Raw genomic sequence first — 21,346 nt, forward strand, 5'->3', positions numbered from 1 at the left:
TGCTAAGGGGTGAGCAACGCAATACCGAAGCCGCTGCAAACCACCTTAATCACTAAATTCAACGCATAGTAAAAATGCCACGCGTTGTGAATCCCTCTTGAGCAGTTTGTTATAAAGCCATCATGTGCCCAATTTCGTCCTTAATAGGCAATATCTGTTCATAGAGTCGGTGGTACGCTTTACCAACAGCTCCCCTAAACTGAACAAGTTCCGGCACATTGTCTCCTATGTTAATGATATGTTCTTTAGCTATGCCTGGATAAGGGTCAATGTAAACAATTTCAGACATCCCTAACTGATAAGCTTTCTTTGCACATAATTCACAAGGACTTGCAGTAGTGTAGAGCTTCCCCCCCTCAATACCACTACTGCCATACTTTGTTAGTTGTAGAAAAGCATTTTCTTCAGCATGTAGAGCTCGGGTGTGAACTTGGTTACCTTTTTTATCTAAACTATTGTGGATATCTTTAAAGCAGTAAGATAAGTTATGCCCATCAAAAACTTGGTTTTTGGCGTTTATTTCTCGAATTTTTATTAGTTGCTCATTCGCTCTAGATCGGAATTTCTGGTTGTTTCTTTCATAGTTACTGTAAGTTAACGGATCAAACTCTTCTATTACTCCATTAAGCGAACGCATAGAACATGGCACTTGCCCTTTCGCAACGTCATTCCAACCAACTGACTTTATTGAATTATTTTTATCAGTAACAACGGCACCGACTTGTCTTGAAATACAACCTGAGTTCATTTTCATTGTATATGCAACCTGCATAACCCTTTCCATTGACGATGGTGGTATAAGTCCCGGGTGCTGCATTAGCGCAACGTACCAAACTATCTGAGCTTTTAAAATGTTGTTGTTATCAAATTCATTCTTGGGGTTGAAGAGATGGATATCCGATATCTCAATGCATTTTTTTACATTTTGAGTCGTGAACTTTACGTAATCACCCTCGGATTTACCGGACTCGATTTTTTCAATATTATCTATTTGGTCTGGAGAAAACTTATGCAGTTGTTGCATATATTTGCTACGGTGCTCGTCAGGAGCATTAATAGAGACTAAGTGGAATGCTGCATACCGATCTTTAAAAAACTTAGCTTCATAAGGGTTCCTGATAGCATCAATTACAATGTAAGCCTTATTTTTTGTTACTTTACGAATCATTTTTATAATTCGATTGATCGTTTCCGGCAAGTGGAAAACACATGCAGGGTCAAAATTCGCCTTGTCATAGTTATTTTGAACGCTGCCAGTTTTTCGAATTGAATTACCACATGCTTGATACGTTGAAACATATAAGCCACGACTTATATCTTCTAGTTCTTCTTTGAAATCTCGAGTAAATTTTCTAATCAACGTTAAGATACGAATGAAGTCATCTGCTTCTTTGTCCGTTACATTAAGCTCCGTTGAGTGATCTAATAGGTTATGTAGTAAAGTACTATAGTTAGTCACTAACCTATTTTTAGAAAAAGATCCGCTAAGCAGTTTTTGGTATACTACGTTTTCATCAATCTTAGCAAGGCTATTACTAACAATAAACTTAGCTGCATGAGCAGGAGACAAGCTCAAGAGGTAGGTCGAGATCAAATCACTAACTTTTATAGAATAGAAATTATTCCAGTGCTGTTCCGCATACTTTTTAACTATTCTATAGCGATTAACATCAAGACCTGAATAAAAGCCATCTAAATGCTCCGGTGAAGGGAAACTTGGCTTCTTACTTTCTAAAATATTTGCTGTCGTAGTACATCCAGAACCAGTTCTACCAGTCAAACCAACCAAAATGAACTGACTATTCTCCAAAAACAACTGACTTAAAAATTGCTTATTTTCCATATGCTTCTCTTATTTTTATATGAACCTAAATTGGCTTTATAACGCCGCGTTAAGTGGTGAACAACGCGACCACCCAACCTAAACAATCGTGCCGTAAACACTAAAACTGATTCAAACCCAAAATGCCAAGCGTTGTGAATCCGCCTTAAACGCTTTGTTAGCACACAATTTCCAAGCTGTACTCCGCTGTATTTTCACTATTAGAAACTATCTGTTCAAAACCCAGTTTCTTTAGTACCGAAGAGCTTCTACTATTCCAAGAATGGACACCTGCCCAAATACTACCTTGATAACCCGAACTACGAACATGTGATAGCAAAGCTTTGCACATTTGCGTCGCTAAACCGTGCCCCCAGAATTCCGGATTAACCCAATAAGCTAAAGCCAAACGATTTTCCTGAGGAAGCAATGTGACCTGACCAATAACTTGGGAATTGTGCAATCGGCGACAGCTCCAGACATAACATTTGCCCATATTCCACTCTGACATACGATTTGAACACCAATTCTCAGCTTGAGTTAGAGTTTTAATGTTTGCTAATGGAAGCGACTCAGAAAATAAATCGGAGTTCACTGCGGTTAACAAATACACTGCATCAGCGATTTCTATTGGAGTAAACACAAAACTTGAACATTCAAATTTTCTTGCGAATTTCAAAGCCTTCTCCTTGTGTGCTAACGCCGCGTTAAGTAGTGAGCAACGCTACCACCTAACCTAAACCATTGCACCGTAAACACCAAAACTCGACTTGAACAAAAAATGCCGAGCGTTGCGAATCTGCCTTAAACGCTTTGTTAAGCTTCATCTTCAGAGAACCACATAACTACTTTTTGTTCCATAAAGGCTTTAAGGATAGACAGTGATTCTAGTGCATCAGACTTGGCCAAAAGCTCAGCTGACTCAAAGCGCCCATCGATCATCTTTTTTATAAGGGAGCCTGATTTGATACCAGCTTTAGCATGCACATACGGATTTCTAATTTTCCTTAGTACTTCTAGTGAAACGTAAAGTCCTTCACTTATAATGCTCTCGCTCAGTGAGTTATCGATAATCTTTTTAAATGACGATTCTGCAATCGTGTTTTGACCTCGCATTATAAATTCGCCAGATAGAGAGTGCTCTATAAACGCTTGAGCAAGGAGCACAACAGCCATGTAGTTTCCATTGACATAGCTATTAGCTACTTCATGCAACGCAAGTTGTGATTGCATACCACCGGTTAACAACTTGTCACCTTGTGGTCCAAACAATTCATTTAACTCAACAAAACGTTCAATTCTATCGGCTTTATTATGTTCTTCGTCGGCAAGAAAACTCTCGATTCCTTGCTTTTTTAGTTCTTCGTAATCCATAGTTTTCTCATTGAAGCTTAACGCCGCATTAAGTGGTGAGCAACGCAGACCACAGAACTTAAAGTATTGTGCCGTAAACACTAAAGTTGAAGCAAACCAAAATGCCGAGCGTTGGGAATCCGTCTTAAATGCTTTGTTAGGCGATTATAGATGTGTATAGCTTCATATTTTATAGGCGTTCTTATTGAAATTTCAGAACATTATCACCATATAAAAAACGATAAGCATATAATAAGGAGTTACTCTTGAGCACGACTGTACCTAAAGTATTTATCTCTTACTCTCATGATGATCAAGCACACAAAAAGTGGGTTTTAGAATTAGCCCAACGTCTCAGGAACTCTGGCGTTGACGCTATTTTAGATCAGTTCCGTGTAGGACTTGGTGATGACTTAGGTAGCTTTATGGAGAGGAGTGTTTCCGAATCAGATCGTATCATTATGGTTTGTACTGACACCTATGTAACTAAAGCAAATGACGGACTAGGTGGTGTTGGTTATGAGAAGATGATTATGACTGCTGACTATATGACCAAGATTGATAGTAACAAGGTTATTCCTTTGATTCGTCAGCATGGTACTAACAATGTACCGACATTTCTTAAAAGTCGCCTCCACATCAATTTTTCTCGTGAGGATGAGTTTGAGTTACAGTTTGATAATTTACTTCGTGAAATCCATAAAGCACCACTATTCAAAGAACCCCCTGTTGGAAATAACCCCTTTGAATCTGTTGTTGAAAAGCCTGCAGAAAGTGTGGCTGATAAGAAAACTGAACTGTTAAAAAGTTGGGTCGAGAGCTACAACCAAGGTCAGGGGTTCTTTACTTTTGATGAGCTTCACCGAAAACTAGGTTGCTCTAAGATTTTTGCTGAAGTTTATCTCAGCGAACTACTACAAGATGGCTTTATTGAAAAGGATTATGTTCATATCCAATTCAGAGATTCAATTCAAGGTTTTGTTTTAACTAGCAAAGCTAAAATACATGCTATTCAACAAGGTTGGATCACAGAGTAACGACTCTTCAAACACTACATAAAGTCGTCAAATTGGCGACTTTTATTTTATTACTTGGCACTGCTCGACCTAGGTCGCCTAACGCCCAATTAAGTAGTGAGCAACGCAATACAAAAGCTACCGCATTGCACCGTAAACACAAAACTCACTGCAAACCAAAACTGCCACGCGTTGCGAATCTGCTTAAATTGTTTGTTATGCGATTTTTCTGCAATGCTAAATTGGCTAACGAAAACATTACCTTAAACACGACAAACTACAAACGCGCAGATAACTTTTTGTGATTCAAGAACCAACGGACTCAATATTTCCTAAAAAGGCCGCCACAAGCGCGGAACGCGGCTTTAAAGCGAAGATTTGGCTTTTACTTGTAAGAAACTCAACGATCCGAAATTTCAGAAAATACTGGCTTTCCATAAACTTGCCCTTTCCACACTTTGCGCCTGATAGTTTTCCACGACCAAATGCGATTTTTAATGAGGCAACTTCACGAACTTTGCCATGTTTTAAGGGTTGAGTAATTCAAGAATTTGAGCCGAAAATGCTGATTTGCCGAAAGAGAAAAAACGTATTGCCAAAGAGATTAAATTTAGAGAAACCTAAAAATTTTGCCTTGTCGCATAACGCCGCGTTAAGGGGTGAACAACGCTATACCACCCAACTTAAACCATTGTGCCATAAACACAAAAACTAAACTTTGAGCCAAAACCGCCAAGCGTTGAGAATCCCTCTTGAACGCTTTGTTATGTGCATGCTATTTGGTTGCTCTGTTCAGTTGCAGTAAATCCCATTTGTTACCATAGAGATCTTGGAATACCACCACTGTCCCGTATTCTTCAACTCGTGGCTCTTCATTAAATACAATGCCATTTGTCTTCATTAATTCGTAGTCTCGCCAGAAATCGTTAGTTTGTAAGAACAAGAACACACGACCACCCGTTTGATTCCCTACTGCTTGCATTTGTTCTGGTGTACTCGCTTGAGCCAAAAGCAGGTTCGTACCACTGGAATTTGGAGGAGAAACTTGAACCCAGCGTTTACCACCACCTAAGTCAGTATCTTCAACCAATGTGAATTGAAGTTTTTGAGTATAGAACTCAATAGCATCGTCGTAATTTTCAACGACTAGAGCGATGTTTCCAATTTGCTGCTGAACAGTTTTAGACATGACAATTTCCGCTATTTCAAAACGCTGATTGTACGCTATTTTATGATTTTCCGAGAAAGCACATAACGCCCTGCTAAGGGGTGAGCAACACAATACAAAAGCCGCCGCAAACCACCTTATTCACTAAATTCAACGCATAGTAAAAATGCCACGCGTTGCGAATCCCTCTTGAGCAGTTTGTTAGTTTTCAAACCCAAAGCGTTGATTTTACGTTATTTTAAACTTTGCAAACAATAAGCCTTATGTGTTTTGATGCATTTAAGTCAGGCGTAATCTCAAAGCGGCTACTAAATGAAGCCACTTGGAACAAACAACGCCGCAGAAAACGAACTCACAACACCAAAAAGCGCTTTTGGAAAGCTAATCTCACAATGCGGGCTTTCAACAAAGCCACTGAAACCACGTGGAACTTGCCACACCAAAGAAAGCGTCACTTCAGCGAGTAGATCGGCTTTTATACCAGCAAACTCAATGAGCAGAGTCTCAGCAAAAAAGTTCAACTCAGTTAACCCAAAAGTCGCCGCACCAAAGAACAAATCAACCGTTGAAACGATACCAATTTTGAGTTTACACCACGCAAGTTAACACTGAAATTGAATGCCGATAAGACAATTTCGACTTTAAGCTTTTACCACTAGGTCTTGCGATATAGGCGCGTTTTTCCTCTTGCAAACTAACGCCCTGTTAAGGGGTGAGCAACGCAATACAAAAGTATCCGCATACCACCATAACCACCAAACTCAACGCATAATAAAAATGCCACGCGTTGCGAATCCCTCTTAAACAGTTTGTTATGTTTGTACCATCAACGTTCAAAAGTAGAAAGATATCATTGCCCATTTTTTCGGATATACTTATCAATATATTCACTCTTTGCTTTATGGTATTCTTTCATTAGCTTATCGCTGACAGGGCGCTGTTTCTCATAATAATGCTTTCCTGATGAACTACGTGCCGAATCAGAAAGTTCGTGAATTACTTCCTCTCCAAGTTTTAAATAACGAGAAACTTCATCATCCTTTAATAAAAAAGTAGCTGTTTCCTCTCCAATGCCATAATCACATCTTGAATTTAGGATATAACTTTCCCCATCACTATATAAAAGCCAGTTATTATGTGTAGCCACAACTTTCATACTCTTAATTTCCCTATTATATATCATATTGTATTTTCGCTGTTACCAACATTGGCAAACATAACGCCGCATTAAGGGGTGAACAACGCATCCCACCCAAACTAAACCATTGTGCCGTAAACACTAATGCCGATTCAAACCAAAACTGCCAAGCGTTGTGAATCCCTCTTGAATGCTTTGTTAGTTGCCAAACCCAAGGCTTAGGTTTGGAGTTTATTACCGCTTTGCCAACGCTAGCTTTATGTACTTTGAAAAACTCAAATCAGGCGTAGTTTTGAAGCGTCTCTCACTGAAACCACTTGGAACAAACAGCGCCGTAGAAAACGGGCTAACAACACCAAAAAGCTCATTTGAAAAGACAATATCACAGAGCTGACTCTCAACAAGCGAATCGGCTTCTGAAACGGCAAACCAAACTAGGAAAAGATCGAAGCTCAATTTCCGCGAACCAAGAACCCGAAGTTCGAAGTTCGAAGTTCGAAGTTCGAAGTTCGAAGTGCAAAATAGAGCAAAGCACACGAACGATTAGACCTAAACACTCTGTTTTAGCTGCGATTTTCTCGTTGGCAACTAACGCCGCATTAAGGTGTGAGCAACGCTACCACCGAACCTAAACCATTACACCGTAAACACGAAAGCCAACTTTGAACTGAGAATTCCAGGCGTTGGGAATCACTCTTAAATGCTTTGTTATGTGGCTAGACACCCGAAATATTTCATAGCAAAAATTTGCACTTTTAGGCTTTAATTGTTCCCCTTTGCAATAGTACCAATTATCGGCATATTTTTCAGAAAGACGCAGATTATTTCCACTAGGATGAAGAGCTAATGCATACTGATAATTCCCTTCAATATTATGTTTCTCATAAGCCTTTTTACCGACGAAGAGGACATGTATGCGAGCACTTTCATTAGACTTTATGAATTCTTCTATATTTGACTTCTGGTCTACACCACCAACAAATCTGTTCACAAGCAGAACCTTTGCCTTACTCCAAAGTTGTTCGGCAAACACATTTGCTGGAATTGCATGCATTCTCAGATAAGAAAGTGCCTTGAGTGAATTCTCTCTACCGAACAAGAGATTAAAGATCATTTCTAACGAATCTTGAACCTTTATCCATTCGTTCACCAAAAAAGCAATATTTCCAATATCTTGATACAAAGGTACTTTAGATTTCTTACACTCTACGCTGAAATTAATACCAGCGAGAGCTTGCTTGTATGGCTCTTGTCCTACGATTATTTTGACTGTAGTTAAGCACCCATACTTTAGTGGAAATTCTTTCCAAAATTGATTCATAGCTATCATCTAAACTCTCAGTCCTATTTATGCCACATAACGCCCAATTAAGGGGTGAGCAACGCTACCACTCAACCTAAAGCATTGTACCGTAACCACTAAAATTGAAGTAGAAGCAAAAACGCCAAGCGTTGGGAATCCCTCTTAAATTGTTTGTTAGTTGCACAATGCACACTGAATTTTTTGTTTATTTTCAGTGATATATTCTATGTCATTTATGTAAGCCTGAAGATGACCTTGCTCTATGTTTTCAGCAAAAGACTCATTACCATTTTCAGCTTCACTGCGCATGAACGACACTAACGCCTGTAATCGCTGAATCATTGCATTGGCTAATTGACTTCTTTCGGAGTCAGTTGCACCGTAACTATCACAGAACAACTTAGCTCTAGCCACCTGCTCAGAAATTGTACCTAACTTATCATTACTGTCAGTTTTAAAAGGCGACCAGCAATAAATTGAGTATGCTAAATCCCATATTCTTGGCGCTGGGTGCGCAGTATCGAAGTCAAATACACCAACAACTGTGCTCTCAGAAAGAGCAACATTGTATGGGGTAAAGTCACCATGACAGATAACCTCAAAAGGTTCTCTCGGCTCTAGCATCCACTCGTGAGCATCAACATTAATTTGTTTCAAAAGTAGCGCTGTTGAGTCATGTATTTTACGTAATAATTTACCCGCAGAAATGAGAGCATCAGCAGTGGCGATTGCACCGACTAACGGATAATTATAAGTATTACCGATGACAAAACTTAAGATTTCCTGATCTTGATTTACGCCAAGGAATCTTGGGCATTCAGCCAGATTCGCCTGCTCAAGGTGCTTCAAAATAAAGTGAATTGTAGGACTCCACGGTTGAAGAGGTCGATAGACAACTTCACCATCTCGGTATATTGCGGATTCTCTTCCGCCTGATAATTCTTCCACGAAACCTCCCTGTGCAACTAACGCCCAATTAAGGGGTGAGCAACGCTACCACCCAACCTAACGCATTGTGCCGTAACCACTAAATTTGAAGTAGAAGTAAAAATGCCAAGCGTTGGGAATCCCTCTTAAATTGTTTGTTATGTTTTACCACAAATTACTGATTTAATTGGCAAAGAACTGCTTTATTAAACGTATTTCAAGAAGTGAATCACAAGCCTAACCTCACTTGGCCGCCAGACGCACGAAACACCAAGCGCGTAATTCCACTTCCCTGCCCAATGAGGCAACCCGACTTAGCTTCAACAAGCGCCCTCTCTTTCCAACCAAAGCGCAGAACAATGGCAAATTGCCGAGGCAACTGCCAAGCCGACATGCTACTTGGCAAATACGCCGAAAGCGACTTAAAGCCAGTGAGATTTGAAACCAGCCGCCACGATCTGAAAATGAAGCAACCCGCGAACATTGACATGTTTTACCGGTTGAGAAGTTCACGAATTTAGCCCGACAATGCGGATTTGCTGAGGCAACTCGGACGAATTGCCAAAGGGACAAAGAACAGAGGTCGAAGAGTTTTTAAGCCACTGAAATACAAGTAAACATAACGCCTTGTTAAGGTGTGAGGCACGCAATACAAAAGCCGCTGCATACTACCTTAACCACTAAAACCAACGCATAGTAAAAATGCCACGCGTGCCGAATCACTCTTGAACAATTTGTTATGCTCGTTCTTTTAGGGTTTGCACAAAACTTACCAGCAGCGAAACTTCGCTAGTTTCAAAGCACTCAAGTTTTGGTAATACATAACTGTCGTTCGCTGTTTTTAAAGTAATTTCTTTGAGCACTGTGCCGTCCCTTGAGTAACTTATATCAGAAGATTCAACATCACATACATTCAAATGCCAAAGTGTACTGTTGCCAAGTTTAAGAGTAATACGCCCACCTAGTACCTCGATGCTGTAAAGACCACTTTTATCCGGAAATTTTTGCTGTAGTAATAAGCTAATTGCGGCTATTGAGCTCAAACCTAGCGCTACAAATAAGCTTCCTGAAGCAATAGAAATACAGATAATACCTATAGTGCCGATTAAAATTGCACCTTTATTCAAAGCTTTCTCTTTTTCCCTGAGAAACACAACTTCCTCCTAAGAGCATAACGCCCTGTTAAGGTGTGAGCAACGCAATACCGATGCCACCGCATACAACCTTAAACACTAAACGCAACGCATAGTAAAAATGCCACGCGTTGCGAATCACTCTTAAACAGTTTGTTATACGCGTGCTGACACTACAACGGAACTTTCATAACCTTATGATTTGGCTCACTTTCAATATCAACCGCTAACCAACCTAAAGACTCATACAACGATGGTACATTTGTGTAAGCATACAGGTTACTTTGAGTTGCTGCTGATACAGGGCTAACACCTCGGTTAATTAGTTCACTAGCAATACCTTGACCGCGCCACTCTGGTGAAACAAAAACAGCATTAAACCAAATAACTTCTGAGTCACCATGAGGTTCTTTAAAGCGCGAGTAAGCAAGACCACCGATAACTTGATTTTCTCTGAGAGCGACAATCACCGGTGGAAGATTAGATTCTGGTTTATAGGTATCTACGAATAGAAAGTCAGACCATTCTGTTTGAAACAGCTTCTCTAGAGCAACCCAATACTCACTATTTTCATCGCAATTTCTGAATACTACCTTGTTCATATTGGATTATTTCCTCAAAAGCGTATAACGCCGCATTAAGGTGTGAGCGGCGCTTGGCTATACTTGAGCGAAGCGAAACTGCCAAGCGTTGCGAATCACTCTTAAATGCTTTGTTATGTGCAAATTTCCAACAAATGACTGACTTGCTTTACATTTTGGACAGCACTAACGCTTTGTTTTGTCGGATTAAACCAGATTACATCAATGCCCGCTGTGATTGCTGGCGCAATGTCTTTATCGTAGCTGTCCCCAACCATCACAACTGATTTAAGGTCTATGCCTAACACCCCGACTATCTTCTCGAAAAACTCTGGCGTTCCCTTACCAATACCAAGGTTCGCTTTACAGAAATAACCTGAGATGTACTGAGACAAACCAACTCGGTCAAATGCAGCCTTGATATCAGCTTCTGACGAATCTGAAGCATTTGTGGCAACGTAGACCTTATTTTTTATTGATAGCTTTCTAAGAACTTCAAGAGCCCCATCAACAGCCTGAACCTGGACCCAGTCACACATTTTTCCGCTGTGCTCTGGGAAATCGATCATCAGCGTGTCACCCCAGTCAAATAGGTACACCTTGGTCATATTGCCTCCTTGCACATAACGCCTTGTTAAGGTGTGAAGCACGCAATACCTTAGCTTCCGCATACTATCTTAATCACTAAAATCAACGCATAGTAAAAATGCCACGCGTGCTGAATCACTCTTGAACAATTTGTTAACTGGCTTGAGCTATAAGTTGATGTTTTCTAGTTTTTTATTTATAAGTTTCGTCGCTAACTCTTTTGAAATACCTAAGACTGCGGACAAGCCCTCATTTTTAAATTTATCTTGAATGACTTCCAGTACTTTCGGTTTTTGCAAAGATTGCAAGAAATCTATGCCATTGGTTGTTAAACGAATCCACTTACTATTCATAAGAAAATTCATCGGATTTTGTAAGCTAGGAACTAGTCCAGAGCCCTCAAGATCGTAAACAGGCGCTGTATTGGTTGATATCAGCCCATTTTCCACAATCAAATGCCAATGAAATATAAATTGCTCGACACCCTCTCCATTTTCATCCAAATATTTACTGAACAGGTCGCCAGAGCGCACGTACGGCGATTGTTTAAGTTTTATTTCTTCCAAAATTGACTTGATATATTCGTAATCAATATCCAAAACAAACTCCTTAATCACAAATCTGATTGCCAGTTAACGCCGCATTAAGGTGTGAGCAGCGCTTGGCTATACTTGAGCGAAGCGAAACCGCCAAGCGTTGCGAATCACTCTTAAATGCTTTGTTAGCTCGCTTTTCGCGCACCATTCCGAATGTTATCAAATGTATGCTCAACTATTTTTTGCATATCTGGATTACCCGACTGATAAAAAGCGCTTAAAACTGAAAAAGCATTCGAAGCTGGCTTATCCATAACCCAACGAACATCGTTGAAGTTGCAATGCTGTAAACCAATAGGACCAGTTCCCATGATTTTTAAAATAGTCCCCTCAAACGTGCAGCCGATAAAGTCTTTACTGTCTAATGTTACTATTTCTGGCCCGAAGGTTTTATTTACAACCTTTTCTGAAGGGCTATCCTCTAGAGAAAGCATTACACCTCGCTGCTCCCAAAGTTGAAGTTTATCTTCTTTAACGTCCAGATCCGTCTTAACCTCATTTAATAATAACTCCAAAGAACGAGTATGATTTCTAGACTCCTCTAGTTGCGCAAGTACATTTGCTTTATCTTTTTGTTCGGCATCTAGTTCTTTTAAAACTTGCTTGTGCTCTGGTGTAATTGAGTTCCTGAACCAATACAATGATCCCAATATTGGGGAAGTGATGAAGACGAGAATAGCCCATAATGGAATGCTTATATCAATCTTCAAATAATGAAGAGAACTAAACACCCCCGAAACTTCTAAGATCGCGGCAGCGACAATTGAAGCCAATACACTAAAAGTAAATTCTTTTTTTGTCATCTTTTCTTCCGTGTTGTCAAGATTTTTGAATTGAGAGCTAACGCCCAATTAAGGTGTGAACAACGCTACCACCTTAACTAAACCGTTGTGCCATAAACACAAAAACAAACCAGAATTGAGAGTGCCAAGCGTTGTGAATCACTCTTAAATTGTTTGTTAGCATTACTTTCGACACGGTACAGCAAAGTCTACATGATAGTGATCATCATGCCTTACCCATGAGCGTTTTTTGGAAAATTGAACGTGTTTTTTAAGATAAGCACCGTACTTAGTTTTAAACAGACTAGGCTGAAGCTGAGGGTCAAATATTACACGCCATAGATTGACACCATTCTTTCGGGCTTCTTTATGCAATGCAACAATATGTGCAGCCATAGCATCATAGTCAATACTCAAACCGTCATACTTTTCGTTCTTATCAAATTCAATGTTGTAGCCAAACTTATTGAATGGATGAGTTGGCAAATGAACAGATTTACCTGTGCTATCAATTACAGGAGTCATGAAATCAACCGAAAGTCCGTTTCGGTGAGTTTTATGAGGTCTGAAACGACCTCCAGATTCAAAACCAGTTTCTGCATACTTGTATACCTTTTCAGGTAGTTCATCAGATAACTGCTCGTATGACGAAACAACAATATCGTAAACAGTAGAATGTACATAAGTCCTACCTGCCAACTCGGCTAATAGACTATATGACGTAAAATTTTTACCACTGGAAGGGAGTTGGACACCATACTCTAACCTGCCATTTGACGTTGTTCCGAAGCAAATACTTTCACTTGCGCTTAAACAAGAGCTAAAAAGCATAAAAATAGCTAATATTAATATACGCACCACACTCTCCTATAATGCTAACGCCGCATTAAGGTGCGAACAACGCTAGACCACCCAACCTAAACCACTGCACCTTAAACACTGAAAACAAGTTTAAACTGAGATCGCCAAGCGTTGTGAGTCACTCTTAAATGCTTTGTTAGGCGCTTCACGCAAATAGTTGAAATTGGATTTAGAAAACACCTTTTTGGAAAGAAATACACGTAGCCCACTGAATTTGATTAAAACCCAAATGCTAAAGCGGCTAAGTACCTGAAACCCACTGTAACCACAACACCAAAGAAATTGGCAAATCAGCGCATTAAAATGGAACTTGGAAAGACTTACTTTCAGAGCGACGTTTCAGCCAATAAACGGGGTTCGAGGACAGATAAAATTGTAGCGATTTGAACCAAAGGGACTAACAATAAACCAGCTACAAAACCTAGTGAGGCAACCCTCAAACTTTGACATGTTTTACGGGTTGAGTAATTCATGAACTTGGGTAGATAAGGCCAAATTGCCGAAAAACTGGAACAAATAGCCAAAGAGAACTTAGAGATTTGAACCAAGAAATTTCTTACTCGCCTAACGCCCAATTAAGTAGCCCGAAACGCACTGGTTCACCTTCCGCATAACGCCGTAAACACAAAACCCGACGCAAACCAAAAGTGCCACGCGTTGAGGGTCTGCTTGAATTGTTTGTTATGTTTTATCACAAATGACTGATTTATTTGGCAAAGAACTGCATTATTGACCCTGTTTCAAGAAGTCAGTCACACGCCAAAACTCACTTGGCCACCAAAGGCACGAAACACCAAACGGGTAAATCCACTTCCCTGCCCAATGAGGCAACCCGAGTTAGCTTCAACAAGCGCCCTCTCTTTCCAACCAAAGCGCAGAACAATGGCAAATTGCCGAGGCAACTGCCAAATTGAAATACTGCTTGGCAAAAAAACTAAAAGCGACTTTGAGCCAGTGAAATTTGTAACCAGCCGCCACGAACTTTGACATGTTTTACGGGCTGAGAAATTCACGAATTTAGGCCGACAATGCGGATTTGCTGAGACAACTCAGACGAACTGCCAAAGGGGCAAAGAACAGAGATCGAAGAAATTTTTAGCCTTTGAAATACAAGTAAACATAACGCCGCGTTAAGGGGTGAGCAACGCAGACCACCCAACCTAAACCATTGTGCCGTAATCACTCAAGCTGAATCAAACCCAAAATGCCGAGCGTTGGGAATCCCTCTTGAACGCTTTGTTATGTGAATTTTTTCACGCGCCCAAAAGAGGCAAATTTTTACGCTGTTGATAGGTTAAAGCTAACTCTAAACAGGACTTGATTGCTGTTTCTGGTAACGCTTTCGATAAGGACAGAACTATTGCTCTGTTTCCCTGAAACACCAGTTCTTCACCATACAATTCTCGAAATGTATCGACTAACTTAGTTTGGCAATTAAAGAACAGGTAATAATTGTTAGGAGATTTCAGCTTCCAGTCTATTCTTAGCGAGCTGCCTGTTTTTACACTATAGCTAGGTTCACCCCACTTTAGAGTTTCATCGACTTCACCCAACTCCAAATCAGATGCGATTTGAAAGACTAGATTTCGTAGCTCCTCAAGCTTAATACGAGCATTTTCCGGATATTCATCGAAGCGTTCTTTGACTACCTTGTTCACTAAAACCTCCTATTCACATAACGCCGCGTTAAGGGGTGAACAACGCCAACCACCAAATCTAAACCATTGTACCTTAAACACTTAACCTAACTTGAACCGAGATCGCCAAGCGTTGTGAATCCGCCTTAAACGCTTTGTTAGGTGATAACTCAATTGGGTTCCTGGTATGACATGCTTTTAAAAAAGCCGTCGCGCCAACCTTGAATAGTTACATAGCATTCTGAAGAACATTCGTACCCCCAAAATTTAACTGGCTTACCACATGCGGTGAACTCGCCAATATAACTTAGCATTTTTGGATCAAACTGTTCTTGGTGTTCCAGAGATAGATAGTCTACGATTTGTGATTCAATGTCAGGAGGTAAGTTGTTTAAATCATAAGTTGAATTCACGACTTCATCAAAGCAAGTTAAGCCATTGTCTTGTTTTAACTCAGACCATCCATCAGTATCACAACCAAGAATAAATATAGCCCAAAGCCAAATAATGCAAATTTTGTTTGTCTTCACTTACTTCCACTCATCCTTAATTCACCTAACGCCCTGTTAAGGGGTGAGCAACGCTACCACCTTGCTTGAAAACAGCACCGTAAACACGTCGACCAAATTTAACACTAAACCGCTAAGCGTTGGGAATCCCTCTTAAACAGTTTGTTAGGCTTACGGCGCAAACTTCTGCTTATATTTGTTAAGAAGAGAGCTAAGTTCCGATGGTTTCATTTCGAATACATTTGCAATAGAAGCCTCTGCGCCTCCAATAACAAAGGCTGTTTTTCGAGCAACTCTCCATTTTTTACACTTAGGAGAAAGGGCTATAGAAACCATCTTGTTATTGCTAATTGTTACCACAGAAAAAGACTCAACCTCTGCCCAAGAGAGGGGCCATTTCCGGAAACCTATTTTAACTTCAAACCCTTCTGAGTTTATTTTTAATGCTGTAGCTGAAGGCAATAGAATTAGAACGGTGGCAACAATCCCCAAAGAGAAAAAGAGAGTAACGACCCATCCCCACCAGTGCCCCAAAGAAATCAAATAACACCCCAACAAGGTCATTCCTATTCCACATAAAAGAGCAATCAAGCCTTTGACACGGCTCCCTAAAATAATTACTGGTTCCATTCAATTTCCTTATAGTGAGCCTAACGCCCTGTTAAGGGGTGAGCAACGCAATACCAATACCACCGCATACCACCTTAAACACTTAAACCAACGCATAGTAAAAATGCCACGCGTTGCGAATCACTCTTAAACAGTTTGTTAAGTTTCATTTATCAAACTAAAGTAGGGCATTTTTTCACCTGAAACTTGTGCAACTAACTGCGAATTATATGCTTCCATACATTTAGCATATTGAGGCTCTCGTAGTTTTTCCGAATCGACAAAAGTCTTAGCGACAATTCGCCCAACGAATGTGCAGTTGACATCACTAGTTGACGCAGTGAACCACATACCTAGTAGTTCACCATTATCAATATAAGGTAGAGCCGTATCTACAGAGTTTAGTCCTGGAGTTCGCCACTTTTCTTGAATATTAATTATTTTTTGGGCATCTCTGGTAAGCACGTATTTTGTCTGCTCATGAATTGCTTTAGCAACATCAAGTCTTGGATTCTTCGTCTTCAACCGCTGAATTAAACGCTGTATTGCATGTTTAGAGAAACGCATGTCACTGTCGTATATAGAGTACTTACCGTTAACTTTAGCCAAATATGCACCAGCAAACATTTCCTTTACTTGGTCATATATTACCAACATAGCTAGACAATCACGTTCTCCAATATAAAATCCAGAAACTGAGCCATCTTTGAATAAAGACTTTGCTTTCTTCAGCATGTTCTTTAAACCACCGTTACTAACAAAACGGATGTTATTGACATTCTCAACGCATTCTCGCGCCAAACGCTTCATCGCACCTTTAGCTAATGACTCATCTATAACCAGAGGATCTAACTCAAACTTTCCTACCATCTTAAATTCCTTTTGTTTGCGCTGGACTCTACTGAAACTTAACGCTGCGTTAAGGTGTGAACAACACTAACCACATAACTGAAACCATTGCACCCTAACCACTAAACCCAACTAGAACTCAAAATGCCGAGCGTTGTGAATCACTCTTAAACGCCTTGTTAGTTTTCAGTTCGCGATACAGTCCAAGAAGAACTGCCATTACAAATGTAAGTAAGCCACTTATAAGCAAAGCAATAATTTCTACAACGCTACTTTTTAAGTTAGACCTTGTATATGCTGTTGCTTCTAGCGTACTTAGATACTCCCTATGGAGCCTAGCGTCACCTTCCGACGGTTTAAAAATAACTCGGCCTTCCGCACTATCGTAACTAACCACCACCCCAAATTGAGTGTAAATTGCTCGTGCCACATTCTCTTTATTCTTGAGTTCGTCTGAATACAAAGCTTCGATTAGATTCTTAACGCCACGGTCAGAATCTGTCTCGAGTTCCGATAGAGAAAAACCCATATACCCTAAGGTGGCTAAACCTGAAGACATAGAGCCTAAGAATAGAGCGAATACAATTAAAAACTTCATTGGAACTAGAAGCTTGTGCAACGTTTTATCTTTCAGGGTGGGCAAAAGGCATATACTTTGAGCAAATCCCACACCTAAAAGTGCCATCGAGAGAATGATAGATGGCCACTGCACATACCACACACCAAAAACTTCTGGATAGTGTTGCTTTCCAACCCACGGGATAACAAATAAGAAAAACGACACATAAAAGATTTTTTGCATAATCCCTCCATTGAAAACTAACGCCGCGTTAAGGGGTGAACAACGTCACCACCTGACCTAAACCATTGTGCCATAATCACAAAAGCTAAACTTTGAACCAAAACTGCCAAGCGTTGAGAATCCCCCTTGAACGCTTTGTTATGTGCGTGCTAAACGGTAGCGCCTTACAGTGCCCTCGTTTTCACTTGTGTAGTTACCAAGATACTCACCGCCACAGTTTTCTATAACCTTTTGGGACGCTGGATTGTCAATTGAACAAGTAACAATAACTGAGTCAGTGACAATATGGTCTCGCACCCAAGCGAGGAGAAATGAAGCTACACCTTTACCACGAGCTGATGGTCTAGTTTCGTAGCCTACATGCCCAATGACATTGTCTACGTTGGCATTAGTACCTTTACGAACTCGAATAGCGCCTAAGATTTCAGAGTCAGATACGCAATAATAAGTTGTGCTGGGCAAATAACCGTTTGGTAACTCAGAAGTTGCCTTAGAACGTTCAACCAAACCTGATAAATAAGCTTCAGGATCTTGTTCAACGCCGGAATATTTAGGGATACCCGACTCCAAACATTCTTTCGCGTAACTTGCTAATATTGGAGCTAAATCTGGACTCGCTTCTACTACTTCCATGTCAATTTTCCTCAAAAGCACATAACGCCGCGTTAAGTGGTGAACAACGCAAACCACCAAACCTAAACCATTGTACCTTAAACACTTAACCTAACCTGAACTGAAATCGCTAAGCGTTGTGAATCCGCCTTGAACGCTTTGTTATATGCGTTCTCTAGGGTGTACACTTTTGGCTTCGATCACACGAATACCAGCATTTGTACTTAAGCTGAACTTGAACCAACTCAACTTGAATAAGTCACTATCCACTCTTTTCACAGACTCTAGTCCTAAGAGTGTTGGATTACCTTCAAAAGGAATTTCGTTGATCTTTAGAGAATGGAATCCGCTGAATACAATATCAGTTTCTTCATATTCGTCATTTTCCCAATCTACTGGGTACATAACTCTTAATATCAATTCGTCTTGTGACGGTACTTCAATCATCGACAGCAACTCACAATCGTGCCAATGTATTTCATTATGTTCCATCATTTTTCACCCAAGCATATAACGCCCTGTTAAGGTGTGAGCAACGCAATACCGAAGCCGCCGCATACAACCTTAATCACTAAACGCAACGCATAGTAAAAATGCCACGCGTTGCGAATCTGTCTTAAACGCTTTGTTATGTTCATTGTTCAAGTAGCGGCACAAACCCTCCATACCCACTAACAAAGCCACCTAAAAGAACCAAAATTATACCTACATACTCGTCTTTCAGAGCAATGATTGCAGGATTTACATAGGTAGGATTTTCCATCATATTGACACTAGCAAAGCGCCCCATTTGATGATGCTTCACCACCGCCTCATATGGACTTTGAGCGATGCTAATAAAATTATGTTTCAAGGTGAGCAATAGCCCGACAGCAGACACAATAGCACCAGAACTTGAGAACAAAGCTGACATTTCAAGCACTGAAGCATAGAAATACGAATAATAGAAGACGATTAGAGATGCGAATACTGCGTTATCTCGTTCAAATATCCACAATATGGAACGATGAACAAAAACCACTTTCGGCCATTTTAGAAGATTCTCTTGTTCCAAATTTTCTCCCATGAACATAACGCCGCATTAAGGTGTGAGCGACGCTTGGCTATACTTGAGCGAAGCGAAACTGCCAAGCGTTGCGAATCACTCTTAAATGCTTTGTTATGCCTGTGCTACCACGCGCCAATTGCCACTGAAATGATAACAAAGCCTATCAAGACAACGCCTATATATTGGAAAATTGACTTAACATAAGCTAGAGCATTGTAGTTTTTGCTACCAAGCTCTTGCTCAGATTTTTGGAGATCGCCTCTTTTCCATGCAAAAAATGCAATGCCTACAAAGTTAGTTAGTACAATTGGCCAAGCTAGTATATGACGGACTGCTGTTAGCAGAACCTCTCCCCAACGTGGCTGTTTACTATATGGGTGAAGCATTTTTAACAGAACTAACGCAAATTTGAACAGAAAGCCCGTTGCAATATAGGCTGTAAACCAATTAGGTAACTCTGCTAGCTTAGGAATCCAGACATACAATAGATCCCTAATAATCGAGTACCCAGAAAGGTAGTCTTCGTATTTATCATGTAATCCTCTGATATTAGATGCTATATCAATTAGAGCATATATGGTCAAAGGTACCGTCGCCCATACGACTAATTTATTAATAGGCTTCTTCATACTCTCACTTTTCGATAAAAGGCATAACGCCCTGTTAAGGGGTGAGCAACGCAATACAAAAGTCTCTGCAAACCACCTTAAACACTAAAACCAACGCATAGTGAAAATGCCACGCGTTGCGAATCCCTCTTAAACAGTTTGTTAGGCTTACGGCGCAAACTTCTGCTTATATTGGTTAAGAAGAGAGCTAAGCTCCGATGGTTTCATTTCGAATACATTTGCAATAGAAGCCTCTGCACCTCCAATAACAAAAGCTGTTTTTCGAACAACTCTCCATTTTTTACACTTAGGAGAAAGGGCTATCGAAACCATCTTGTTATTGCTAATTGTTACCACAGAAAAAGACTCAACCTCTGCCCAAGAGAGGGACCACTTCCGGAAACCTATTTTAACTTCAAACCCTTCAGAGTTTATTTTTAATGCTGTAACTGAAGGCAATAGAATTAGAACGGTGGCAACAATCCCCAAAGAGAAAAAGAGAATCGCTACCCATCCCCACCAGTGCCCCAAAGAAATCAAATAACACCCCAACAACGTCATTACTATTCCACATAAGAGAACAATCAAGCCTTTGACACGGCTCCCTAAAATAATTACTGGTTCCATTTCATTTCCTTATAGTGAGCCTAACGCCCTGTTAAGGTGTGAGCAACGCAATACGGAAGCCGCCGCATACCACCTTAAACACCAAACACAACGCATAGCAAAAATGCCATGCGTTGCGAATCACTCTTAAACAGTTTGTTAGCCGCTCATTCCCAAAGGTTACTGCTTACTCAACAAGAACTTACGCAAATCTCTCTCTGCACGCATAACAAACAGAATAAACACTTTGTCACCGTCTTGTTTATAGAAAACGCGACATGGATTAACGACAACTTCACGATAACTTAAATGCTCTAGTTCAGGTGGAATACGACCTGACTCCGGGAAAGTTTGTAGGCGTTCGACTTTGGAGAAGATCGTTTGTACTAACTGCTTTGCAGCTACGATATTTTCAAGTGCGATATATTCAGCGATATCATTGAGGTCAGATAACGCTGGTTCAGTCCAGATTACTTCAGCCATTTTGACATTTTGTCCTTGGCTTCATCGTGACTTACCACTTTACCGTCAGCTAGCGCACGCTCACCTCTTGCAATACCCTCAAGAATAGCTAAACGATTTTGCATAAATTCATAGTCATCAACATCAACGAGATACGCAGATGGCTTACCATGCTCAGTAATTAACACGGGTTCTTTAGTGTCATGGAGATCGGCGAGGATCTTAGTTGCTTGACGTTTAAGTGATGTAACTAGTTCTACTTTCATGAGAGCTGCTCCAAAGGAATACTAAAGTGATACTATTCTATCACTTTGAGTATAGCAAGCTCCATGACGG

The 21,346-nt window shown here is 40.4% G+C and carries 27 protein-coding genes; 1 reads left to right on the top strand and 26 read right to left on the bottom strand.

The features are described 5' to 3' along the window. Positions 1 to 109: 109 nt before the first annotated feature. From VNE01S_RS17785 to VNE01S_RS17795, 3 genes are all read right to left on the bottom strand, one after another. Entirely contained in the window at positions 110 to 1,843 is a 1,734-nt protein-coding gene (locus VNE01S_RS17785) for an anti-phage dCTP deaminase (protein WP_053397202.1), read from the bottom strand. A 157-nt stretch (positions 1,844 to 2,000) separates the two neighbouring features. Further along, a complete protein-coding gene (locus VNE01S_RS17790; RefSeq protein ID WP_053397203.1) occupies positions 2,001 to 2,501 on the bottom strand; it encodes a GNAT family N-acetyltransferase in 501 nt (166 codons plus the stop codon). Between the two features lie 137 nt (positions 2,502 to 2,638). Beyond that, positions 2,639 to 3,196, bottom strand: coding sequence for a hypothetical protein (locus VNE01S_RS17795; protein ID WP_082331727.1), 558 nt, complete (start codon positions 3,194 to 3,196; stop codon positions 2,639 to 2,641). A gap of 245 nt (positions 3,197 to 3,441) precedes the next feature. Between VNE01S_RS17795 and VNE01S_RS17800 the strand changes: the two genes are divergently transcribed. Next, on the top strand, positions 3,442 to 4,212 hold the full coding sequence (locus VNE01S_RS17800) for a toll/interleukin-1 receptor domain-containing protein (protein ID WP_053397205.1): 771 nt from the start codon (positions 3,442 to 3,444) through the stop codon (positions 4,210 to 4,212). 754 nt (positions 4,213 to 4,966) lie between these two features. Here VNE01S_RS17800 and VNE01S_RS17810 read toward each other — a convergent pair. The 23 genes from VNE01S_RS17810 to VNE01S_RS17920 all read right to left on the bottom strand — a co-directional run bounded on the left by VNE01S_RS17810 (position 4,967) and on the right by VNE01S_RS17920 (position 21,276). Beyond that, the gene (locus VNE01S_RS17810) at positions 4,967 to 5,380 is read right to left on the bottom strand and encodes a VOC family protein (protein ID WP_005483188.1); all 414 of its coding nucleotides are present in this window, start codon (positions 5,378 to 5,380) and stop codon (positions 4,967 to 4,969) included. A gap of 287 nt (positions 5,381 to 5,667) precedes the next feature. After that, on the bottom strand, positions 5,668 to 5,880 hold the full coding sequence (locus VNE01S_RS17815; RefSeq protein WP_245649907.1) for a hypothetical protein: 213 nt from the start codon (positions 5,878 to 5,880) through the stop codon (positions 5,668 to 5,670). Between the two features lie 329 nt (positions 5,881 to 6,209). Then, on the bottom strand, positions 6,210 to 6,515 hold the full coding sequence (locus VNE01S_RS17820; protein ID WP_025787418.1) for a hypothetical protein: 306 nt from the start codon (positions 6,513 to 6,515) through the stop codon (positions 6,210 to 6,212). A 610-nt stretch (positions 6,516 to 7,125) separates the two neighbouring features. Then, a complete protein-coding gene (locus VNE01S_RS17825) occupies positions 7,126 to 7,818 on the bottom strand; it encodes a hypothetical protein (RefSeq protein ID WP_156309912.1) in 693 nt (230 codons plus the stop codon). Positions 7,819 to 7,974: 156 nt separating this feature from the next. Next, positions 7,975 to 8,748: an aminoglycoside phosphotransferase family protein gene (locus VNE01S_RS17830; RefSeq protein WP_053397209.1), complete on the bottom strand. Its 774-nt coding sequence runs from the start codon at positions 8,746 to 8,748 to the stop codon at positions 7,975 to 7,977. Positions 8,749 to 9,464: 716 nt separating this feature from the next. Beyond that, positions 9,465 to 9,881 carry a hypothetical protein gene (locus VNE01S_RS17835; RefSeq protein WP_053397210.1) on the bottom strand — a complete coding sequence of 139 codons (417 nt, stop codon included), beginning with the start codon at positions 9,879 to 9,881 and terminating at the stop codon, positions 9,465 to 9,467. A 152-nt stretch (positions 9,882 to 10,033) separates the two neighbouring features. Further along, complete coding sequence (locus VNE01S_RS17840; protein WP_053397211.1) at positions 10,034 to 10,462, bottom strand: GNAT family N-acetyltransferase; 429 nt, start codon at positions 10,460 to 10,462, stop codon at positions 10,034 to 10,036. A gap of 113 nt (positions 10,463 to 10,575) precedes the next feature. Beyond that, a complete protein-coding gene (locus tag VNE01S_RS17845; protein ID WP_053397212.1) occupies positions 10,576 to 11,049 on the bottom strand; it encodes an HAD family hydrolase in 474 nt (157 codons plus the stop codon). A 147-nt stretch (positions 11,050 to 11,196) separates the two neighbouring features. Beyond that, positions 11,197 to 11,628, bottom strand: a complete 432-nt coding sequence (locus tag VNE01S_RS17850) for a DUF2513 domain-containing protein (protein WP_053397213.1) — start codon at positions 11,626 to 11,628, stop codon at positions 11,197 to 11,199. A 122-nt stretch (positions 11,629 to 11,750) separates the two neighbouring features. After that, positions 11,751 to 12,428, bottom strand: coding sequence for a hypothetical protein (locus VNE01S_RS17855; RefSeq protein WP_053397214.1), 678 nt, complete (start codon positions 12,426 to 12,428; stop codon positions 11,751 to 11,753). Positions 12,429 to 12,590: 162 nt separating this feature from the next. Continuing rightward, complete coding sequence (locus tag VNE01S_RS17860) at positions 12,591 to 13,265, bottom strand: penicillin-insensitive murein endopeptidase (protein ID WP_245649908.1); 675 nt, start codon at positions 13,263 to 13,265, stop codon at positions 12,591 to 12,593. A 1,256-nt stretch (positions 13,266 to 14,521) separates the two neighbouring features. Beyond that, positions 14,522 to 14,926, bottom strand: coding sequence for a DUF1801 domain-containing protein (locus VNE01S_RS17865; protein ID WP_053397216.1), 405 nt, complete (start codon positions 14,924 to 14,926; stop codon positions 14,522 to 14,524). Positions 14,927 to 15,075: 149 nt separating this feature from the next. Further along, a complete protein-coding gene (locus VNE01S_RS17870; RefSeq protein WP_053397217.1) occupies positions 15,076 to 15,435 on the bottom strand; it encodes a hypothetical protein in 360 nt (119 codons plus the stop codon). Positions 15,436 to 15,585: 150 nt separating this feature from the next. Beyond that, on the bottom strand, positions 15,586 to 16,044 hold the full coding sequence (locus VNE01S_RS17875) for an STM3941 family protein (protein WP_053397218.1): 459 nt from the start codon (positions 16,042 to 16,044) through the stop codon (positions 15,586 to 15,588). A 138-nt stretch (positions 16,045 to 16,182) separates the two neighbouring features. Then, positions 16,183 to 16,893 carry a hypothetical protein gene (locus VNE01S_RS17880; RefSeq protein ID WP_053397219.1) on the bottom strand — a complete coding sequence of 237 codons (711 nt, stop codon included), beginning with the start codon at positions 16,891 to 16,893 and terminating at the stop codon, positions 16,183 to 16,185. 118 nt (positions 16,894 to 17,011) lie between these two features. Continuing rightward, positions 17,012 to 17,674, bottom strand: a complete 663-nt coding sequence (locus VNE01S_RS17885) for a hypothetical protein (RefSeq protein WP_053397220.1) — start codon at positions 17,672 to 17,674, stop codon at positions 17,012 to 17,014. 138 nt (positions 17,675 to 17,812) lie between these two features. Next, positions 17,813 to 18,307 carry a GNAT family N-acetyltransferase gene (locus VNE01S_RS17890; RefSeq protein WP_053397221.1) on the bottom strand — a complete coding sequence of 165 codons (495 nt, stop codon included), beginning with the start codon at positions 18,305 to 18,307 and terminating at the stop codon, positions 17,813 to 17,815. A 141-nt stretch (positions 18,308 to 18,448) separates the two neighbouring features. Then, positions 18,449 to 18,781 (bottom strand): hypothetical protein, encoded by a 333-nt coding sequence (locus VNE01S_RS17895; protein WP_156309914.1) that lies wholly within the window; start codon positions 18,779 to 18,781, stop codon positions 18,449 to 18,451. 139 nt (positions 18,782 to 18,920) lie between these two features. Continuing rightward, complete coding sequence (locus VNE01S_RS17900) at positions 18,921 to 19,340, bottom strand: hypothetical protein (protein ID WP_228777711.1); 420 nt, start codon at positions 19,338 to 19,340, stop codon at positions 18,921 to 18,923. A gap of 116 nt (positions 19,341 to 19,456) precedes the next feature. Then, positions 19,457 to 19,963, bottom strand: a complete 507-nt coding sequence (locus tag VNE01S_RS17905; RefSeq protein ID WP_053397224.1) for a hypothetical protein — start codon at positions 19,961 to 19,963, stop codon at positions 19,457 to 19,459. A 147-nt stretch (positions 19,964 to 20,110) separates the two neighbouring features. Beyond that, entirely contained in the window at positions 20,111 to 20,569 is a 459-nt protein-coding gene (locus tag VNE01S_RS17910; protein ID WP_053397225.1) for an STM3941 family protein, read from the bottom strand. A 159-nt stretch (positions 20,570 to 20,728) separates the two neighbouring features. After that, a complete protein-coding gene (locus VNE01S_RS17915; RefSeq protein ID WP_025796191.1) occupies positions 20,729 to 21,031 on the bottom strand; it encodes a type II toxin-antitoxin system RelE/ParE family toxin in 303 nt (100 codons plus the stop codon). Further along, positions 21,019 to 21,276 carry a type II toxin-antitoxin system Phd/YefM family antitoxin gene (locus VNE01S_RS17920; RefSeq protein ID WP_005448240.1) on the bottom strand — a complete coding sequence of 86 codons (258 nt, stop codon included), beginning with the start codon at positions 21,274 to 21,276 and terminating at the stop codon, positions 21,019 to 21,021. The genes VNE01S_RS17915 and VNE01S_RS17920 overlap by 13 nt, the downstream gene beginning before the upstream one ends. Between the last annotated feature and the right edge of the window lie 70 nt (positions 21,277 to 21,346).

It is taken from the genome of Vibrio nereis NBRC 15637, assembly GCF_001591105.1.
Lineage (GTDB): Bacteria > Pseudomonadota > Gammaproteobacteria > Enterobacterales > Vibrionaceae > Vibrio > Vibrio nereis.

What these genes read in the sequence shown, in the direction of transcription:
- VNE01S_RS17785 (WP_053397202.1), bottom strand. Translation starts at nt 1,843, where the DNA reads ATGGAAAATAAGCAATTTTTAAGTCAGTTGTTTTTGGAGAATAGTCAG.
- VNE01S_RS17795 (WP_082331727.1), bottom strand. Translation starts at nt 3,196, where the DNA reads ATGGATTACGAAGAACTAAAAAAGCAAGGAATCGAGAGTTTTCTTGCC.
- VNE01S_RS17810 (WP_005483188.1), bottom strand. Translation starts at nt 5,380, where the DNA reads ATGTCTAAAACTGTTCAGCAGCAAATTGGAAACATCGCTCTAGTCGTT.
- VNE01S_RS17820 (WP_025787418.1), bottom strand. Translation starts at nt 6,515, where the DNA reads ATGAAAGTTGTGGCTACACATAATAACTGGCTTTTATATAGTGATGGG.
- VNE01S_RS17825 (WP_156309912.1), bottom strand. Translation starts at nt 7,818, where the DNA reads ATGAATCAATTTTGGAAAGAATTTCCACTAAAGTATGGGTGCTTAACT.
- VNE01S_RS17840 (WP_053397211.1), bottom strand. Translation starts at nt 10,462, where the DNA reads ATGAACAAGGTAGTATTCAGAAATTGCGATGAAAATAGTGAGTATTGG.
- VNE01S_RS17845 (WP_053397212.1), bottom strand. Translation starts at nt 11,049, where the DNA reads ATGACCAAGGTGTACCTATTTGACTGGGGTGACACGCTGATGATCGAT.
- VNE01S_RS17855 (WP_053397214.1), bottom strand. Translation starts at nt 12,428, where the DNA reads ATGACAAAAAAAGAATTTACTTTTAGTGTATTGGCTTCAATTGTCGCT.
- VNE01S_RS17875 (WP_053397218.1), bottom strand. Translation starts at nt 16,044, where the DNA reads ATGGAACCAGTAATTATTTTAGGGAGCCGTGTCAAAGGCTTGATTGCT.
- VNE01S_RS17880 (WP_053397219.1), bottom strand. Translation starts at nt 16,893, where the DNA reads ATGGTAGGAAAGTTTGAGTTAGATCCTCTGGTTATAGATGAGTCATTA.
- VNE01S_RS17885 (WP_053397220.1), bottom strand. Translation starts at nt 17,674, where the DNA reads ATGCAAAAAATCTTTTATGTGTCGTTTTTCTTATTTGTTATCCCGTGG.
- VNE01S_RS17890 (WP_053397221.1), bottom strand. Translation starts at nt 18,307, where the DNA reads ATGGAAGTAGTAGAAGCGAGTCCAGATTTAGCTCCAATATTAGCAAGT.
- VNE01S_RS17895 (WP_156309914.1), bottom strand. Translation starts at nt 18,781, where the DNA reads ATGATGGAACATAATGAAATACATTGGCACGATTGTGAGTTGCTGTCG.
- VNE01S_RS17905 (WP_053397224.1), bottom strand. Translation starts at nt 19,963, where the DNA reads ATGAAGAAGCCTATTAATAAATTAGTCGTATGGGCGACGGTACCTTTG.
- VNE01S_RS17910 (WP_053397225.1), bottom strand. Translation starts at nt 20,569, where the DNA reads ATGGAACCAGTAATTATTTTAGGGAGCCGTGTCAAAGGCTTGATTGTT.
- VNE01S_RS17915 (WP_025796191.1), bottom strand. Translation starts at nt 21,031, where the DNA reads ATGGCTGAAGTAATCTGGACTGAACCAGCGTTATCTGACCTCAATGAT.
- VNE01S_RS17920 (WP_005448240.1), bottom strand. Translation starts at nt 21,276, where the DNA reads ATGAAAGTAGAACTAGTTACATCACTTAAACGTCAAGCAACTAAGATC.